The organism is Stenotrophomonas sp. Br8 (assembly GCF_014763005.1).
In the GTDB taxonomy this organism is placed as follows: domain Bacteria; phylum Pseudomonadota; class Gammaproteobacteria; order Xanthomonadales; family Xanthomonadaceae; genus Stenotrophomonas; species Stenotrophomonas lactitubi.
The window spans coordinates 92,562-107,285 of sequence record NZ_JACGTN010000023.1 but is presented as its reverse complement, the minus strand read 5'-3'; the positions used below and the strand labels follow the sequence as shown (position 1 = coordinate 107,285).

Annotated in this window: 14 protein-coding genes; 12 read left to right on the top strand and 2 right to left on the bottom strand. The window is 67.3% G+C overall.

What is annotated here, in order from left to right; translation table 11 throughout:
• Nucleotides 1-51: 51 nt before the first annotated feature.
• Nucleotides 52-1,662 (top strand): transglycosylase SLT domain-containing protein, encoded by a 1,611-nt coding sequence (locus H3005_RS18885; RefSeq protein WP_100553116.1) that lies wholly within the window; start codon nucleotides 52-54, stop codon nucleotides 1,660-1,662.
• A 23-nt stretch (nucleotides 1,663-1,685) separates the two neighbouring features.
• Complete coding sequence (locus H3005_RS18880) at nucleotides 1,686-2,033, top strand: ribonuclease E inhibitor RraB (RefSeq protein ID WP_089236327.1); 348 nt, start codon at nucleotides 1,686-1,688, stop codon at nucleotides 2,031-2,033.
• A 69-nt stretch (nucleotides 2,034-2,102) separates the two neighbouring features.
• Here the strand turns inward: H3005_RS18880 and asd are convergent, their stop codons facing one another.
• Both asd and H3005_RS18870 read right to left on the bottom strand, forming a co-directional pair.
• A complete protein-coding gene (gene asd / locus H3005_RS18875) occupies nucleotides 2,103-2,945 on the bottom strand; it encodes an archaetidylserine decarboxylase (RefSeq protein WP_099819031.1) in 843 nt (280 codons plus the stop codon).
• A complete protein-coding gene (locus tag H3005_RS18870) occupies nucleotides 2,942-3,592 on the bottom strand; it encodes an SCO family protein (RefSeq protein WP_025876141.1) in 651 nt (216 codons plus the stop codon). Before H3005_RS18870 ends, asd begins: the two co-directional genes overlap by 4 nt.
• A gap of 123 nt (nucleotides 3,593-3,715) precedes the next feature.
• Here H3005_RS18870 and prmB point away from each other — a divergent pair, with 123 nt between their 5' ends.
• From prmB to H3005_RS18820, 10 genes are all read left to right on the top strand, one after another.
• The gene (gene prmB, locus H3005_RS18865; RefSeq protein ID WP_191078764.1) at nucleotides 3,716-4,645 is read left to right on the top strand and encodes a 50S ribosomal protein L3 N(5)-glutamine methyltransferase; all 930 of its coding nucleotides are present in this window, start codon (nucleotides 3,716-3,718) and stop codon (nucleotides 4,643-4,645) included.
• Nucleotides 4,642-5,745 (top strand): chorismate synthase, encoded by a 1,104-nt coding sequence (gene aroC, locus H3005_RS18860; protein ID WP_191078763.1) that lies wholly within the window; start codon nucleotides 4,642-4,644, stop codon nucleotides 5,743-5,745. Before prmB ends, aroC begins: the two co-directional genes overlap by 4 nt.
• Complete coding sequence (locus H3005_RS18855; protein ID WP_191078762.1) at nucleotides 5,738-6,775, top strand: D-glycerate dehydrogenase; 1,038 nt, start codon at nucleotides 5,738-5,740, stop codon at nucleotides 6,773-6,775. The genes aroC and H3005_RS18855 overlap by 8 nt, the downstream gene beginning before the upstream one ends.
• A gap of 90 nt (nucleotides 6,776-6,865) precedes the next feature.
• Entirely contained in the window at nucleotides 6,866-7,894 is a 1,029-nt protein-coding gene (locus H3005_RS18850; RefSeq protein ID WP_089236322.1) for an aspartate-semialdehyde dehydrogenase, read from the top strand.
• A 130-nt stretch (nucleotides 7,895-8,024) separates the two neighbouring features.
• Complete coding sequence (locus H3005_RS18845; RefSeq protein ID WP_191078761.1) at nucleotides 8,025-10,037, top strand: FimV/HubP family polar landmark protein; 2,013 nt, start codon at nucleotides 8,025-8,027, stop codon at nucleotides 10,035-10,037.
• The gene (locus H3005_RS18840; protein WP_100553112.1) at nucleotides 10,034-10,393 is read left to right on the top strand and encodes a VOC family protein; all 360 of its coding nucleotides are present in this window, start codon (nucleotides 10,034-10,036) and stop codon (nucleotides 10,391-10,393) included. Before H3005_RS18845 ends, H3005_RS18840 begins: the two co-directional genes overlap by 4 nt.
• Before the next feature lie 32 nt (nucleotides 10,394-10,425).
• On the top strand, nucleotides 10,426-11,196 hold the full coding sequence (gene truA, locus H3005_RS18835) for a tRNA pseudouridine(38-40) synthase TruA (protein ID WP_089236319.1): 771 nt from the start codon (nucleotides 10,426-10,428) through the stop codon (nucleotides 11,194-11,196).
• On the top strand, nucleotides 11,193-11,849 hold the full coding sequence (locus H3005_RS18830) for a phosphoribosylanthranilate isomerase (protein WP_100553111.1): 657 nt from the start codon (nucleotides 11,193-11,195) through the stop codon (nucleotides 11,847-11,849). Before truA ends, H3005_RS18830 begins: the two co-directional genes overlap by 4 nt.
• Before the next feature lie 168 nt (nucleotides 11,850-12,017).
• Nucleotides 12,018-12,692 (top strand): DUF1449 family protein, encoded by a 675-nt coding sequence (locus H3005_RS18825; protein ID WP_089236317.1) that lies wholly within the window; start codon nucleotides 12,018-12,020, stop codon nucleotides 12,690-12,692.
• Entirely contained in the window at nucleotides 12,689-14,707 is a 2,019-nt protein-coding gene (locus H3005_RS18820) for a hypothetical protein (protein WP_191078760.1), read from the top strand. The genes H3005_RS18825 and H3005_RS18820 overlap by 4 nt, the downstream gene beginning before the upstream one ends.
• The last annotated feature ends 17 nt before the right edge of the window (nucleotides 14,708-14,724 follow it).

Here is a 14,724-nt window from a genome sequence, read left to right as displayed (position 1 = left end):
ACCTTGGCAGCGCCGCTACTCTGCCTGCCTGTTTCATACACAGTGCCACCAATGCCCGTTCCTGTCCTGATTTCCCGTACCTGGCCGCTGCTGGCCCTGGCTGGCCTGGTTTCCCTGGCGCCGGAGGCCCACGCACAGCGGGTTTCGGCCCGGGACAAGGTGAAGGTGGATACACTGCAGCAGCGCATGACGGCTGCCGAGAAGCGCTACAGCGATGCCGTGCTGCTGGTGGCCAACGCCGATCCGAAGGGGCGCAACGAGGCTGATGCCGCGCTGGAGGACATGGAAGATGTCATCAGCGAGTGCGTGAAGCAGAAGGGGTGCCAGATGAGCAACATGCTGGCGACCTACAAGCGGCTGCTCAAGCATGACGCCGATGCCGCCGCCGATGATGACGTGGCCGATGAAGCCGGCGACCGCCTGGAAGCCGACCCGGACCATGTCGGCCCGCTGGCTGCCGACGTGCCCGAGGCCGCCCGCGCAGCGGCGCTGCTCAACGACAAGCGCCATGCCTTCGACAACATGGTCGAATACAACCCGGCCGTGCAGGCCGGCATCCGCCGCTGGCTGACCGACATGCGCCCGGCGCTGATGACCACCTACGAGAACTACCAGAACCTGCGCGCGGTGATGTGGCCGGAATGGGAGAAGCGCGGCCTGCCCGAGGCGCTGCTGTTCGGCATCATGGCCAAGGAGTCCAATGGCCGCGTGCATGCGTCCTCACGTGCCGGCGCCGCAGGCCTGATGCAGTTCATGCCGGCCACCGGCCGCCGCTTCGGCCTGGGCCCGGACGGTACCGGTTTCGATACCCGCTTTGATGCGCGCAGCGCCGCCGAAGCCAGCGCGACCTACCTCAACGAGCGCATGCGTGAGCTCAACAACAACGTCGAGTTGTCGTTGGCCGGCTACAACGGCGGCGAAGGCCGCGCGGCGCGCGTCTACAAGCAGTACCCGGGACAGAGCTTCTGGGTGGACAGCGTCTACAACCAGTTCCCCGGCGAGACCAAGGACTACGTGCCGATGGTGATCGCCGCGTCCTGGATCTTCCTGCACCCGCAGCAGTACGGCGTGGAGTTCCCGAAGATCAATGCACAGCCGGCCACCATCCGCCTGGCGCGCTCGACCACGATCTACGAGCTGACCATCTGCCTGGGCAGCCATGGCACCCGCGATGGCTACATGCGCGCATTGCGCAACCTCAACCCGCGCTATGAGGCCGATGGCTGGATCCCGGCCGGGACCCTCATCAACGCCACCAACCGCATTGCCGGCCTGTACGCGCGCAACTGCGTCAGCGGCCCGCGTGCGGATCTGGCACGCACCCTGATCACCGCCGACCTCAATGCCGCGATCGTGCGCCCCAGCGCCGCCAGCTATACCGGCAGCGTGGCCGTGGGCGGGGTGGTGCCGGTGGTCGATCCCAATGCCGCCAGCAGCGTGCCGACCACGCCCGCAGCGCCCGTGGCTGCGCCGCGCCCGGCGCCGGCACCGCGTGCCAAGCCGGCCCGCAGCTACAAGGTCGGCAAGGGGGAGACCCTGGGCCGGATCGCCGCGAAGTTCCAGTGCGATGTGCCGGTGCTGGCCCGCGCCAATGGCCTCAAGGCCCCCGGCTACAGCCTGCGCCACGGCCAGGTGCTGAAGCTGCAGGGCTGCGACAAATAATTTTTCTGCAATCTGGATATCGCATGGACATCGAAGACACCCGCAACCTGTTCACCAACCTTCGCGAGAACACCGACTGGGACCTGGATGCCCCGCTGCTGTGGGGGTACTTCTTCGTGCACTCCACCGCCGAGCCGCTGCAGGCACTGGGCACCCACCTGCAGGCGCAGGGCTATGTGCTGGTGGAACTGTTCGAGCAGGAGCCGGAGGACGGTGACGCTGCATTCCACGTGCTGCACGTGGAGCGCGTGGAAGTCCACGACGAAACCTCGCTGGACAAGCGCAACCAGGAACTGAGCGCGCTGGCCACGCAGATGGGCGTGGAAGACTACGACGGCATGGACGTCGGCCCGGCGCCGACCCTGCAGTAAGCAAAAAGGGGACGGAGGGGATTAAGTCGTTTGTGTCACAAACGACTTAATCCCCTCCGTCCTCTTTTCTCAGCGCAGCTTCGCCAGTGCCTGGCCCAGCTGCACCGGATGCTCTGCATCCAGATGCGGGGCGAATTCGGCCACCCCCGGTGGCAGCAGCACGATCACGGTCGAGCCGTAATTGAAGCGCGCCATCTCTTCGAAGCGCTGCAGCGTGATGCCGCGGCCCCGGTAATCCTTGCGGGTGATGCGGTCGCCGTAGTGCGGAATCTCCTCACCGCTCCACACCGTTTCCACGCCCGACACCAGCAGCGCACCGACCATCACGCTGACCATCGGGCCGAAGCTGGTGTCGAAGTGGCAGACTAGGCGTTCGTTGCGTGCGAACAGGCCTGGCACGTTGTTCACCGCGGCCGGGCCAACGCTGAACAGGCGGCCGGGCACGTGCACGGTTTCGCGCAGGGTGCCGGTCCACGGCATGTGCACGCGGTGATAGTCGCGCGGCGACAGGTACACCGTGGCATACAGCCCATCGTTGAACGGCTTGGCATCCTCGGCGCTGCCCAGCAGCTCGGCGGCGGTGAAGGACTGGCCCTTGGCCTGGAAGATGCGGCCGGCGTCGATCTTTCCGAGCTGGCTGATGCGGCCATCGGCCGGCATCACCAGGCTGCGCGGATCCGCATCGGCCACGCGCGCGCCGGGTTTCAGCGCGCGGGTGAAGAACTGGTTGAAGGTCGGGTAGCTGCGCGGGTCAGGGTTGGCCGCTTCATCCAGGTTGACGTTGAATTTGCGGGTGACCGTGTCGATCAGCCAGCGCGATACGCGCGGGTTGTCCGAGTACGCCAGCGAACGCGCCATCGAGGACAGCAGGCGGTGGGGCAGGACGTACGTCAGGGCGGTGGTCAGACTCATGGGGCGGATTTCTCGGTCAGCTTCTGCAGGTCGCGGGCGATCGCCGGCGCGTTGAACGGGGGCCGCACCAGGCCGGCAAGCCGGCCCTGCGGGTCGAGCACGGCCAGGCTGGCAGAGTGCTCGAGGGTGTAATCCTCGGGATTCTCGTCGAAGTGCTTGCCCGGCACCTTCTGGAACACGAAGCCCAGCGAGGTGGCAAAGCGCTCCAGCGAGGGGATGTCGGCGGTCGCCGCCAGGGTGTCCTTGTGGAAGCCATGGGCGTACTCGCCCAGGCGGGTCGCGGTGTCGCGCTCCGGGTCGACCGAGACGAACAGCACGCGCGGGCGCAGGCCGTCGGGCAGGGCTTCCCACTGGTTCTGCGCACCGGCCAGCTCGGCCAGGGTGGTCGGGCAGACGTCCGGGCAGAAGGTGAAGCCGAGGAACACCAGGGTCCAGTGGCCCTTCAGCTCGCCGGGAATCAGGCGCGTGCCGTCGGACTGGGCCAGGTTGTAGTCGGGCAGGGCGCGCGGCTGCGGGTACAGGGTGATCGCTTCGGTGGCCGGCTGCCCGGCCGGCGGCTTCGGCGCGAACACCTGCTGGGCGGCGAGCAGGCCAAGGCCCGCCGCCAGGGCGATCAGCAGGATGATGCCGACGTTGCGATTGAACATGGGATTCCGCCGCAGGAAGTGGCCACCATCATACCGGCTGCGACTGGATCGTTTCTGCCGCAACGGATGCCGGCGCAGGCGGCAACCCCTATAATCGGGGGCCACTTTGCCCGCAGTACCGCCATGACCGCTGAAACGGCCGCCGAACTCCATACGATCATCGATCTGATCCGCTACGGCACCAGCCGTTTCAATGCTGCGGGCCTGACCTTCGGGCACAGCTACGACAATGCCCTGGACGAGGCCACCCAGCTGGTGTTGCACGGCCTGCACCTGCCGCACGACCTCGGCCCGGCCTACGGCCAGGCGCGCTTGCTGCGCGAAGAGAAGCTGGCGGTGCTGGAGCTGTTCCAGCGCCGTATCGACGAGCGCATCCCGGCCGCCTACCTGACCGGTGAAGCCTGGTTCGCCGGCCTCAGCTTCAAGAGCGATACGCGCGCCCTGGTGCCGCGCTCGCCGATCGCTGAGCTGATCGAGTGCGGCTTCGAGCCGTGGCTGGCTGGCCGCGACGTCAGCCGCGCGTTGGACCTGTGCACCGGTTCGGGCTGCATCGCCATCGCCATGGGCCACTACTACCCGAACTGGGAAGTGGACGGCGTGGACCTCAGCGATGAGGCGCTGTCGCTGGCCGAAGAAAACAAGGAACGCCTGCAGGCGCACAACGTGACCCTGCTGAAGTCGGACCTGTTCAACGGCCTGACCGGCCGCCACTACGACCTGATCGTCACCAACCCGCCGTACGTCACCAACGACGAGACCGATGCCCTGCCGCAGGAATACTCCTACGAGCCGGAGATGGGCCTGCGTGCCGGCGACGACGGCCTGGACCTGGTGCTGAAGATCCTGCGCGACGCGCCGCTGCACCTGAGCGAGGACGGCCTGCTGATCTGTGAAGTGGGCGAATCCGAACAGCACCTGATCAAGCTGCTGCCGGAAGTCGATTTCGCCTGGGTCGAATTCAAGGTCGGCCAGATGGGCATCTTCGCGGTCGAGTGCCGCGAGCTGATCGCCCACAGCGCACGCATCACCGAACTGGCGGCACAGCGCCCGTGAGCTCCAATTCGTTCGGCAAGCTGTTCACCGTCACCACGTTCGGCGAATCGCACGGGCCGGCCATCGGCTGCGTGATCGATGGCTGCCCGCCGGGGCTGGCGCTGGACGCGGCCGAATTCAGCCACGACCTGCAGCGTCGCGCCACCGGCAAGAGCCGGCATACCTCGGCGCGGCGTGAGGCCGACGAAATCGAGATCCTGTCCGGGGTGTACGAGGGCCTGACCACCGGCACCCCGATCGCGCTGCTGATCCGCAACACCGACCAGCGCAGCAAGGACTACAGCAACATCGGCCAGCAGTTCCGTCCGGGTCATGCCGATTACAGCTACTGGCACAAGTACGGCATCCGCGACCCGCGTGGCGGCGGCCGTTCCTCGGCGCGCGAGACCACCATGCGCGTAGCCGCTGGCGTGATCGCCAAGAAATGGCTGGCCGAACGCTTCGGCATCACCGTGCGCGGCTACCTGTCGCAGCTGGGCGGGATCACCCCGGCCGGTTTCGACTGGTCGGTGGTCGAGGACAACCCGTTCTTCTGGCCGCACGCCGCACAGGTGCCCGAGCTGGAGGCGTACATGGATGCACTGCGCAAGTCCGGTGATTCGGTCGGTGCCTGCGTGGACGTGGTCGCCGACAATGTGCCGCCGGGCTGGGGCGAGCCGATCTACGGCAAGCTCGATGGGGAACTGGCTGCCGCACTGATGAGCATCAACGCGGTGAAGGGCGTGGAGATCGGCGACGGTTTCGCCAGCGCCATGCAGAAGGGCACCGAACACCGTGACCTGCTGACCCCGCAGGGTTTCGCCAGCAACCACGCCGGCGGCATTCTCGGTGGCATCTCCACCGGCCAGCCGGTGGTCGCCTCGATGGTGCTCAAGCCGACCTCCAGCCTGCGCCTGCCGGGTGAATCGCTGGATACGGCCGGCAATGTGGTGGAGGTGGTCACCACCGGCCGCCATGATCCCTGCGTCGGCATCCGCGCCACCCCCATCGCCGAGGCGATGATGGCGCTGGTGCTGATGGACCAGGCGCTGCGCCACCGCGCGCAGTGCGGCGACGTCGGCACCATCACTCCGCGCATTCCCAGCCAGCTTGATGGCTGATACGCGGCCGACGGTCTGGGTGAGCCAGCCGCTGATCGACGCGGCCATCGTGCCGCTGCGCGATCGCGTGCAGCTGCGCACCACCGATACCGTCACCGCCTGGTCGCCGCAGCAGATCGCCGCGCAGCTGGCTGACGTTGACGGCGCGATCATCACCCTCAACGAGCGCATCGGCGCGGCCCAGGTTGCCGACGCCGTGCAGCTGCAGGTGATCGCGAATGTCGGGGTCGGCTACAACAATCTGGATGTCGACGCGCTCAGCGCCGCCGGCATCCTCGCCAGCAACACCCCGGACGTCCTCACCGAGACCACCGCCGATCTCGGCTTCGCCCTGCTGATGGCCACCGCACGCCGGATCACCGAATCCGAGCGTTGGCTGCGCGAGGGGCAATGGGGACAGTGGTCGTTCCAGACCATGCTCGGTGCCGACATCCATGGCAGCACGCTGGGCATCCTCGGCATGGGCCGCATCGGCCAGGGCATCGCCCGTCGCGGTGCGCACGGCTTCGGCATGAAGGTGCTGTACCACAACCGTTCGCGGCTGCCGGCCGACGCCGAAGCCGCGCTCGGCGCGACCTACGTGGATCTGGACACGCTGCTGGCGCAGTCCGACCATCTGCTGACCGTACTGCCGTACACCGCTGCTTCGCACCACATCATCAACGCCACCGCGCTGGCGAAGATGAAGCCGTCTGCCACGCTGGTGAACATCGCCCGCGGCGGCATCGTCGACGAACTTGCGCTGGCCGATGCACTGGCCAACGGTCGTCTGGCGGCCGCTGGCCTGGATGTCTACGAAGGCGAGCCGAACGTGCGGCCGGAACTGCTGGCGCTGCGCAACATCGTGCTGACCCCGCACATCGGCAGCGCCTCGCTGGCCACGCGCACGGCCATGGTGCAGATGGCCGTGGACAATCTGCTGGCCGGGCTTGGCCTGGACGGCAGTCCGGCGCGCATGCCGAGCGCGATCAACGCCGACGCGGCCCTTGCCGCGCGCGCCTCGATGGATGAAAAAAGCGGGAAACGATAGGGAACCTCCGCGCATCCATCCGAGGAGGCTCCCCGAACCCAGCTGTCGTGCGTGAGTTTTCCCCCTTCCCGTTTTCGTGAGAGTTCCCCCATGAGCAATGCACAACGCAGCTTCCACGTCGCCATCGTCGGCGCCACCGGTGCGGTCGGCGAGACCATGCTGGCCATCCTGGCCGAGCGTGATTTCCCGGTCGCCACCCTGAGCCTGCTCGCTTCCGAGCGATCGGCCGGCGGCGAAGTCGAGTTCAACGGCAGCAAGGTGAAGATCCAGGACCTGGCCACCTTCGACCCGAGTGGCGTGGACATCGCCCTGTTCTCGGCCGGTGGCAGCGTGTCCAAGGAATACGCCCCGAAATTCGCCGCCGCTGGCGCGGTGGTGATCGACAACTCCTCGGCCTTCCGTTACGACGACGACGTGCCGCTGGTGGTGTCGGAGGTCAACCCGGACCAGGTCGGCAACCGTCCGCGCGGCATCATCGCCAACCCGAATTGCTCGACCATGCAGATGCTGGTCGCGCTGGCACCGCTGCATCGCAAGTACGGCATCGAGCGCATCAACGTGTCCACCTACCAGTCGGTGTCCGGCGGTGGCCGTTCGGCGCTGGAAGAACTGGGCAAGCAGACCGGCCAGCTGTTGAGCTTCCAGGAGATCGATCCGCAGCGTTTCCCGGTGCAGATCGCCTTCAACCTGATCCCGCACATCGACGACTTCCTGGACAACGGCTTCACCAAGGAAGAGATGAAGCTGGTCTGGGAGACCCGCAAGATCCTGGGCGACGACAGCATCCTGGTGAACCCGACCGCCGTGCGTGTGCCGGTGTTCTACGGCCACTCCGAATCGGTGGCGATTGAAACCCGTGACAAGGTGACCGTGGCCGAAGCGCGCGCGCTGCTGGAACAGTCGCCGGGCATCGAGGTGGTGGATCGTCATGAAGCCGGTGGCTACCCGACGCCGGTTACCCATGCCTCGGGCACGGACGCGGTGTACGTCGGACGCATCCGCGAGGACCTGTCGCATCCGCGCGGCCTGAACCTGTGGATCGTGTCGGACAACGTGCGCAAGGGGGCTGCCCTGAACGCGGTGCAGCTGGCCGAACTGGTCGCCGCCGAGACGCGCTGATGGAGAGGCCGGGCAACGCCCGGCCTTTTCTGTAGAGCCGGGCCCATGCTCGGCTCTCCCCAAGCAGCCGAGCATGGGCTCGGCTCTACATGGGTGCGGACCGTGGTCCGCACGCTTTATAGTGTCGCCCATGAATAAACGAGCCAAGGGCGCACGGCGTCCGCTCACCTGTCTCTCCGCCGCGCTGCTGGCCCTGGTCAGCAGTTCGGCCATGGCCCTGGGGCTGGGCGACATCCGGGTCCTGTCCAAGCCGGGACAGCCGTTGCTGGCCGAGATCCCGGTGATCTCGGCCGATCCATCCGAACTTGAGAACCTGCGCGTCGCGCTCGCCTCGCCGGTCACCTTCGAGCGCGTTGGCCTGCAGCGTCCGGCTGGCCTGGTCAGCGAGCTGCAGTTCGAGTTGACCCGCAACGCACAGGGCAGGGCGGTGGTGCGGGTTACCTCGCAGACGCCTGTGGAAACACCGTCGCTGAGCTTCCTGGTCGAGGCCGACTGGGGCCAGGGTCGGCTGGTGCGTGAGTACTCGGCCCTGGTTGATGCACCGGCCAGCGCACTGGCCGTGGCCGAACCGGAGATCGTCGCGCCGGCCGGCGTGCTGTCGGACACCATCGTCCGCGATGCGCCTGCCGCCGCTGCAACGGCAGCCGAGCCGGCACCAGCCACGCCGGCAGCCGCACCTGCTGCACCTGCCGCACCTGCTGCACCTGCTGCACCGCGTCCGCGCGCTGCGGCATCTGCGCCAGCACCAGCAGCACCGGCAGCACCGGCACTGGCCGCAGACGGCAGCGTGACCGTGCAGCGCGGGCAGACCCTTTCGCAGATTGCCGGGTCGCTGGCCCGTGGCAATCAGATCAGTCGCGACCGGGCGATGATCGCGCTGTTGCGTGCCAACCCCGAAGCCTTCATCCGAGGCAACGTCAACCTGCTCAAGCAGGGCGCGGTGCTGCGCATGCCGGGCGATAGCGCACTGGCCGCGGTGGATGCGGCCGAGGCCGCCGCGCTGGTTCGCGAGCATGCCGCGCAGTGGCGACAGGCACGCACCGTGCCGCAGCCGGCTGGCGCCCCGATGCCGGTGGCCAAGGCCGATGGCAGCGTTTCTTCCCCGGCTGCGGCCACAGGGGCACGACTTGAAATCGCTCCGGCGCTGGCGTCCGACGCCGCGCACGCGGGCACAACCACCGGCACCACTGCCGGCAGCGAGGGTGACATGCTGGGCAACGAACAACTGCGCCAGGCCAAGGAGGACATCGCCACCCGCGATGCCGAGATCGGCGATCTGAAGCAGCGCGTGGCGGAGCTCGAAAAGCTCAAGGAGCAGCAGCAGTCACTGATCGCGATGAAGGACAATGACCTGGCCGCCGCGCAGCAGCGCTTGGCACAGGCGCCGGGTGCGCCGGGCGCCGGCACGCCGTGGTACTGGCTGGGCCTGCCGCTGCTGGTGCTGGTTGCCCTGGGCGCCTGGTTGCTGCGTCGTCGCAAGCCCTCGCCGCTGCCGCCGCTGCGCGAGGAACACGATGCCGCCGGCCTGGCCGCAGCGCTGCCGGCAGGTGCCGCGCTCGATACCCTGGCCGAGCAGGACGCCGGGGTGGGTTTCGCGGCCGAAGGCGGACGCCAGGAACCGGCGATGCCGGCCTGGGCCAGCACTGCCGACGATGATGCGCCGGATGCGGACATCCGTGAGGATGCCTCGCCGGCCGAGTGGCGGGCGGGTGAGCTTGATGAGGACGCGCTGGCTGAACTGCCTGCTGCGGTGAACGATCTGCCGCGCTGGGACGATGCTGCAGCCCCGGTCACGCCGACCGAGGCCGCCGAGGTGGCCGTACCCGACTACGCGCTGCAGGCCGAACAGGAGCCGCAGTTCCGCGGTGTGTTCGATCTGCCGGCCGAACCGCATGAGCACGGGACGGCTGGACCGGTCGACCTGCACGACGACCATGCTGCCACCGAGGACGCTGCCGTGCCTCCGGCAGACAGTGGCCATGACTGGACCCCGCGTGTCGGCCAGGAACGGCTGGAACTGGCCATCGCTTATCTGGACCTGGGCGACGCGCAGACTGCGCGCACCCTGCTGCACGAGGTGGCCGAAGGTGGCGATCTGCATTGCCAGGCGCAGGCCCGCGAACTGCTGGCCCGTCTGCCATGACCCGCGAACGCCGTCTCGACTACGTTGAATTCGCCTCGAGCGACCCGGCTGCGAGTCGCGTCTTTTTCGAAGACGTGTTCGGCTGGTCGTTTGTCGATTACGGCAGCGACTACACCGCCTTCGATGACGGCCGCCTGCAGGGAGGCTTCTTCCGCGGCCAACCGCAGCGTGCCAGCGAAGGCGCGCCACTGCTGGTGCTGTATGCCGACCAGCTGGCGCCGATGGAAGCGGCGGTGCGCGCGGCCGGTGGCGAGATCGTGCGAACCGTGTTCTCTTTTCCCGGCGGCAGCCGTTTCCAGTTCGTCGAGCCCGGTGGCAATGAACTGGCGGTCTGGTCCGAGCGCGACCCGGCCTGAGCGCCGCCCCACCCGCAACATCGAGGTAGCACATGCGTTACGCGCTCGGCGTCGAGTACGACGGCAGCGATTTCAGGGGATGGCAGAACCTGGGCGAGGGCGGACCCAGTGTCCAGGCCAGCCTGGAACAGGCCCTGTCATCGGTGGCCGATACCCCCTTGCAGGTGGTCTGCGCCGGCCGCACCGATGCCGGCGTGCATGGCCAGTGCCAGGTCGTGCACTTCGAGACCGACGTGGTGCGTGATCCGCGCGCCTGGATGCTCGGCACCACCACCCGCCTGCCGCGTTCGATCGCGGTGCGCTGGTGCGTGCCGGTGGCCGATGACTTCCATGCCCGTTTCTCCGCGCGGGCACGACGCTACCGCTACCGCCTGCTCAACCGCGAGGTACGCCCGGCGCTGGGTCGGCAGACCCTCAGCTGGGAGCGCCGTCCGCTCGATGCCGAGCGCATGCACCTGGCCGGGCAGGCCCTGCTGGGCGAGAACGACTTCAGCGCCTTCCGCTCCGTCCAGTGCCAGGCCCTGCATGCGCGGCGTGAACTGCAGTCGCTGCAGGTCAGCCGCCACGACGACGTCATCGAGGTGGCGGTGCGTGGCAATGCATTCCTTCATCACATGGTCCGCAATATTGTCGGCTCGTTGATTCTGGTTGGCAGTGGGGAGAAACCGGTGGAGTGGATCGCCGAACTGCTGGCCGGGCGCGACCGAACCGTAGCCGGTCCCACCGCTCCTCCGCAGGGACTGGTGTTCCTGGGGCCGCTGTACCCCGACAACTGGCATCTGCCCGCCGAGGTAACGCTATGAGCCGCTCCTACTACCGTACCCGCATCAAGTTCTGTGGCATGACCCGCGCCGGCGACGTGCGCCTGGCCGGCGAGCTGGGCGTGGACGCGGTGGGCTTCATTTTCGCCCGCGAGAGCAGCCGCCGGGTCGCACCGGCCGAAGCGCGCGCGATGCGCCAGGCGATCGCACCGATGGTCGACGTGGTGGCGCTGTTCCGCAACAACAGCAAGGAAGAAGTGCGTGAGGTGCTGCGCACCGTGCGGCCGACCCTGCTGCAGTTCCATGGCGAGGAAGACGAAAGCTTCTGCCGCAGCTTCAACATGCCGTACCTGAAGGCGATCGCCATGGGCGGGCGTGAGGAGATCAATGCGCGCACCCTGCAGCTGCGCTACCCCAGCGCCGCCGGTTTCCTGTTCGACAGCCATGCCCCGGGCGGCGGCGGCGGTACCGGCGTGGCCTTCGACTGGTCGCGCGTGCCGACCGGACTGCATCGTCCGTTCCTGCTGGCCGGTGGCCTGACCCCCGAAAACGTGTACGACGCCGTGCTGGCGACCCTGCCGTGGGGCGTGGATGTGTCCAGTGGCATCGAACTGGAGCCGGGCATCAAGGACGGCTACAAGATGCGCACGTTCGTGGAAGAAGTCCGCCGCTCCGATTGCGCCGTGCTGGATTGAACCACGGTCAGTTCTGGCGTGTCCGGCCTTCATATTTGAGCCTGCACACCTTCTTCACATAGGATGATCCCAAGCGTGCTGGCCATGAGGGCCGGCACGAGGATCGACGGAGCCGCTGTTGGCGTGCTCCGAACGGGCGCTTGGCGCCCCAGCCCAGGAAGGCAAACGATGCAGGAATTCCTCACCGTCGTGCTCGGTTATCCGACCCTCCCGTACAGCGTCGCGCTGGCGGTGGCGGTTCTGTATTGGGGGATTGCCGCCTTCGGCCTGGTCGATGACGGTTTCGGCGAGGCCGGTGCCGACGGCGCCCTCGAAGGCGACGCCCATCTCAGCGGTCTGTCCGCCCTGCTGGCGCGCTGGGGGCTGGGCGGTGTGCCGCTCATGGTGGTGGTGACGCTGCTGAGCCTGTTCGCCTGGACCCTCACCTACTTCATCCACCTGTACCTGCTGCTGCCGTTGCCCGACCTGCTGCGCTGGTCATTGGGCACCGTGGTGGCGGTGCTCGCACCACTGCCGGCCGTGCCGGTCACCGCGCTGCTGCTGCGTCCCATCCGCCGCTTCCTGCTGCGCCTGCGCCCGGTGCCGCAGGCCTCGCTGCTGGGCCGCGTTGGCGTGGTCGCTTCGCCGAAGGTCGACGCACGCAGTGGCCATGCCACCGTCGATGACGGCGGTGCCGGCCTGGTCCTGCAGATCCGCAGCGACATCGAACTGCAGCGTGGCGAGCGCATCGTGCTGGTCGAGCACGTGGCTGCACAACACCATTACCGGGTGGTCCGCGCCGACGCGGTCGCCCTCGACTTCCAGGACAACCTGCTTCCGGGCAACAAGGAGAATCATCAATGACGTTGGCTTCCGTGCTCCCCTTCCTCTTCATCGTGGGCTGCGTGCTTGCCCTCCTGCTCGGCGTGGCCGGCCTGTTCAAGGCGTTCTACCGCAAGGTCGACCAGGGCGTGGCGTTGATCGTCAACGACATGAGTGCGACCCCGAAAGTGCATTTCACCGGCGCGCTGATCATTCCCGTGCTGTACCGCGCCGAGCTGATGCGCATCAGCCTGATCACCCTGCAGATCGACCGTCGCGGCAAGGAAGGCCTGATCTGCCGTGACAACATGCGCGCCGACATCGCCGTGGCGTTCTACCTGCGCGTCAACGAGACCCAGGCCGACGTGCTGCGCGTGGCCAAGGCCATCGGCGCTGATCGCGCCTCGGACAAACACGCGGTCGATGAGCTGTTCAACGCCAAGTTCTCCGAAGCACTGAAGACGGTCGGCAAGAAGTTCGACTTCACCGAGCTGTTCGAGAAGCGCCAGGAATTCCGCGACGAGATCATCGCGGTGATCGGCAATGACCTCAATGGTTATGTGCTGGAAGACGTGGCCATCGACTACCTCGAGCAGACGCCGAAATCGCTGCTGGACCAGTTCAACATCCTCGACGCGCAGGGCATCCGCAAGATCACCGAGCTGACCGCTGCGCAGAACGTGGTGACCAACGAGCTGGAGCAGAACGAGAAGCTGGCCATCACCAAGAAGAACGTCGAAGCGCGCGAAGCGTTGCTGGCGCTTGAACGGCAGCAGGCCGAGGCCGAGGCACGGCAGAAGCGCGAGATCGAAACCATCCGTGCGCGCGAGGAAGCCGAGACCGCCAAGGTGCAGGAAGAGCAGCGCCAGCTGTCCGAGAACGCCCGCATCGAAGCGCAGCAGGTGATCGACATCCGCGAGCAGAACCGCATGCGCGAAGTCGAAGTAGCCGAACAGAACCGCCAACGCGCCGTGGCCATCGAAGCCGAGCGCGTCGAACGTGCACGCCAGCTGGAGCAGGTCACCACCGATCGCGAAGTGCAGCTGCAGGGCGTGGAACGTGACAAGGTGGTCGAGCAGGGCAAGATGGACGTGGCCAACATCACCCGCGAACGCATCTCCATCGACAAGACCGTGGCGCAGGAAGAAGAGCGCATCAAGGAAGTGCGCGAAGTCTCCGAGGCCGACCGCCAGAAGCAGGTGCTGATCCTGGAAGCTGAGGCGAAGGCGCAGGAATCGCTGGTGCGCGAAGTGAAGGAAGCGCAGGCCCGCGAGACCGCGTCCAAGCATCGTGCGGTGGAGCTGACCACGCTGGCGCAGGCCGAGCACGAAGCGGCCGGCAAGCAGGCCGAAGCCAAGCGTCTGCTGGCCGATGCGTTCCGCGCCGAGCAGGCCGCACCGGGTCTTGCCGAAGCGCAGGTACGCGAAGCGTCGGCGCTGGCCATCGAGAAGGTCGGCATCGCCGAAGCACGCGTGATCGAAGCCAAGGCCGAAGCGAACCTGAAGCAGGGCAGCAACGAGGCGCGCGTGCTGGCCGAGACGCTGCAGGCACAGGCACAGGGCGAAGAGAAGATGGGCCTGGCCCGCGCCACGGCTACCGAATCGCTGGGCAATGCCGAAGCCGGCGTGGTGCAGAAGAAGCTGCTGGCCGAAGCCGAAGGCCTGGTCCGCAAGTTCGAAGCGATCGCCTCGCTGAGCGACCAGGCACGTGGCCACGAAGAGTTCCGCATGATGCTCGACAACAGCCTCAAGCAGGCCCTGGCTTCGATCGAAGCCGGCAAGGAAGTCTCGCGCGAGAACGCGGGCGTGATCGCCAGCGCACTGCGCAATGCCGACATCGACCTGATCGGTGGAGACGGCGGCATGTTCGAAAACCTGATCAAGGCGGTTTCGCTGGGCAAGTCGATCGAAGGCTTCGCCGGCAAGAGTCCGATCGTGCAGGACCTGATGCAGCGCTACCTGGGCGTCAACGTGGCCGACAGCGCGCCGCGACAGATCGCCGAGGACGCGGAGACCGTGCCCGTCGCGGCGACCGTTGTGGTCGACAGCGCGCGCTGATCCACCCGGCGATGGCA

Excerpts from the sequence above, each read along its gene's own strand:
- H3005_RS18830 (WP_100553111.1), top strand. The coding sequence starts at position 11,193 with ATGAGCCGCTCCTACTACCGTACCCGCATCAAGTTCTGTGGCATGACC.
- H3005_RS18885 (WP_100553116.1), top strand. The coding sequence starts at position 52 with ATGCCCGTTCCTGTCCTGATTTCCCGTACCTGGCCGCTGCTGGCCCTG.
- H3005_RS18820 (WP_191078760.1), top strand. The coding sequence starts at position 12,689 with ATGACGTTGGCTTCCGTGCTCCCCTTCCTCTTCATCGTGGGCTGCGTG.
- H3005_RS18825 (WP_089236317.1), top strand. The coding sequence starts at position 12,018 with ATGCAGGAATTCCTCACCGTCGTGCTCGGTTATCCGACCCTCCCGTAC.
- H3005_RS18840 (WP_100553112.1), top strand. The coding sequence starts at position 10,034 with ATGACCCGCGAACGCCGTCTCGACTACGTTGAATTCGCCTCGAGCGAC.
- H3005_RS18880 (WP_089236327.1), top strand. The coding sequence starts at position 1,686 with ATGGACATCGAAGACACCCGCAACCTGTTCACCAACCTTCGCGAGAAC.
- truA (WP_089236319.1), top strand. The coding sequence starts at position 10,426 with ATGCGTTACGCGCTCGGCGTCGAGTACGACGGCAGCGATTTCAGGGGA.
- H3005_RS18855 (WP_191078762.1), top strand. The coding sequence starts at position 5,738 with ATGGCTGATACGCGGCCGACGGTCTGGGTGAGCCAGCCGCTGATCGAC.
- H3005_RS18845 (WP_191078761.1), top strand. The coding sequence starts at position 8,025 with ATGAATAAACGAGCCAAGGGCGCACGGCGTCCGCTCACCTGTCTCTCC.
- prmB (WP_191078764.1), top strand. The coding sequence starts at position 3,716 with ATGACCGCTGAAACGGCCGCCGAACTCCATACGATCATCGATCTGATC.
- H3005_RS18850 (WP_089236322.1), top strand. The coding sequence starts at position 6,866 with ATGAGCAATGCACAACGCAGCTTCCACGTCGCCATCGTCGGCGCCACC.
- H3005_RS18870 (WP_025876141.1), bottom strand. The coding sequence starts at position 3,592 with ATGTTCAATCGCAACGTCGGCATCATCCTGCTGATCGCCCTGGCGGCG.
- asd (WP_099819031.1), bottom strand. The coding sequence starts at position 2,945 with ATGAGTCTGACCACCGCCCTGACGTACGTCCTGCCCCACCGCCTGCTG.